The 2,075-nt window shown below is 67.5% G+C and carries 2 protein-coding genes; one reads left to right on the forward strand and one right to left on the reverse strand.

The genetic code is table 11. The annotated features are described in order from the left end of the window. Window positions 1–133: 133 nt before the first annotated feature. The gene (locus tag ACWCPF_RS45380) at window positions 134–916 is read right to left on the reverse strand and encodes a sporulation protein (RefSeq protein WP_451051021.1); all 783 of its coding nucleotides are present in this window, start codon (window positions 914–916) and stop codon (window positions 134–136) included. A gap of 162 nt (window positions 917–1,078) precedes the next feature. Here ACWCPF_RS45380 and ACWCPF_RS45385 point away from each other — a divergent pair, with 162 nt between their 5' ends. After that, window positions 1,079–1,720: a DNA-3-methyladenine glycosylase gene (locus ACWCPF_RS45385; RefSeq protein ID WP_451051022.1), complete on the forward strand. Its 642-nt coding sequence runs from the start codon at window positions 1,079–1,081 to the stop codon at window positions 1,718–1,720. The last annotated feature ends 355 nt before the right edge of the window (window positions 1,721–2,075 follow it).

The raw sequence follows: 2,075 nt of genomic DNA on the forward strand, positions 1-2,075 counted from the left end.
GGCAGTCCGAGCTTCTTCAGCTGCGCCTGGACGGCCTTGCCGGCCCCGGAGAAGTCGGCGCGGACGCCGGTCGCGAGGGCGGTCTGGCGGGCGATCCGGGCCCCCCGCTCTGTGTTCAGACCTTCTGTCCCTCTCAGAACCAGTTGCGCTTGCTGCCGACCTCGGACAGCCACTGGTTGAGGTAGGCCGCCCAGTCGGTCTGGTGATGGTCGTGCTGCCCCACCTGGAACGAGCGGAAGGTGTCACTGCCCTCGCTGAACAGCCCGGGCTTCTTGTCCATCTCCAGCACGACGTCCATCGCGTGCTCGTCGGCCACGAAGCTCAGCTCGACCTGGTGCAGCCCGTGGTACTGCGACGGCGGGAAGAACTCGATCTCCTGGTAGAACGGCAGCTTCTGCCGCGTACCGCGGATGTGCCCACGCTCGAGGTCCGCGTTCTTGAAACGGAAGCCCAGCTGGATGAAGGCGTCCAGGATGGCCTTCTGCGCCGGCAACGGGTGCACGTTGATCGGGTCCAGGTCACTGGAGTCCACGGCGCGGGCGATGTCCAGCTCCGTGGTCACACCGATGTGCATGCCACGCAGGGTCTGACCGTCGATCGTCGTGACCGGCGTCTCCCAGGGGACATCCAGCCCGAACGGCACCGCGTGCACGGCACCGGCCTGCAGCTCGAAGGCCCCACCGAGCCGCAGCTTCGCGAACTCGATGTCCTGCTTGTACTCCTGGTCGCCGCTCTCGACCTCGACCTTGGCCTGCAGCCCGACCGACAGCCCCTCGATCCGCTGGTTCACGGACCCGCCCTGGATCCGCACCTCACCCTGGACGACGCCGCCCGGAACGACGTTGACCTCGGTCAACACCGTCTCGACCGAAGCTCCGCCGGCCCCCAGACTCGCGAGCAGCTTCTTGAACGCCATGACACTCCCTAAGTACGACCATCGGACGGGATCCCTCGATCCCTACAAACGCGATCCGGACGTGGCCGGTTCCGCGCCCCTCACCCTGGCAAGCCGAGCGCCCGCTGACCACCCCGACGCACCGCCCGCCGACGCCGGCTGTCTCCACTACGCTCGGCGGGCATGATCGCGACCCCCGACCGTACGCCCCTCCCCAGGGCCTTCTTCGACCGCCCTGTCCTGGCAGTGGCCCCAGATCTCCTCGGCCGACTCCTCGTCCGCACGACCCCCGAGGGTCCGATCACCCTGCGCCTCACGGAGGTCGAGGCCTACGACGGCCCGAACGACCCCGGATCCCACGCCTATCGCGGCCCCACGGCCCGCAACAGCGTGATGTTCGGTCCGCCCGGACACGTGTACGTCTACTTCACCTACGGCATGTGGCACTGCATGAACCTCGTCTGCGGCCCGGAGGGCAGGGCGAGCGCCGTCCTGCTGCGCGCCGGCGAGATCGTCGAGGGCGCCGAGGCGGCCCGCAAACGTCGACTCTCGGCCCGAAATGACAAGGAACTGGCCAAAGGACCCGCTCGCCTGGCCACCGCCCTGGACGTGGACCGAGCCCTCGACGGCACCGACGCCTGCGCCACCGGGGACACCCCCCTGAAGATCCTCACCGGCACCCCGATCCCCTCCGACCAGGTACGCAACGGCCCGCGCACGGGCGTCGCCGGCGACGGGTCCGTCCACCCCTGGCGGTACTGGGTCGCCGACGACCCGACGGTGAGCCCTTACCGGGCCCATGCCCCCAAGCGCCGCCGAAGTTGACTCGCTGTTGGCCTGCGCGTAACGTAGCCCGAGCCGCTTGAACCGGGTACGGCAATCGCCAGCAGCCGGAAGCGGCCAACCCACTACCTACAACGCCCCTACAACGGGAGCGAATTCGGCGTGCCCGCATGCCCGAATTCGAACTCGGCGGAACTCGATTATGAGTTGCGGAGGGAATCGGCTAACGTAGTGAATGTCGAAAGGCCGACGGGCGAAAGCCCAAAGCCCAAGGCAATCCCGACGACAGGGAATCGGATCGAGAAAAGGATCTGATAGAGTCGGAAACGCAAGACCGAAGGGAAACTGCCCGGAGGAAAGCCTGAGCGAAGCTCGGGTGAGTACAAAGGAAGCGTCC

The organism is Streptomyces sp. NPDC001858, from assembly GCF_053594615.1.

Bases quoted from the DNA above. Each gene is read 5' to 3' on its own strand.
- ACWCPF_RS45380 (WP_451051021.1), bottom strand. From the start codon at position 916: ATGGCGTTCAAGAAGCTGCTCGCGAGTCTGGGGGCCGGCGGAGCTTCG.
- ACWCPF_RS45385 (WP_451051022.1), top strand. From the start codon at position 1,079: ATGATCGCGACCCCCGACCGTACGCCCCTCCCCAGGGCCTTCTTCGAC.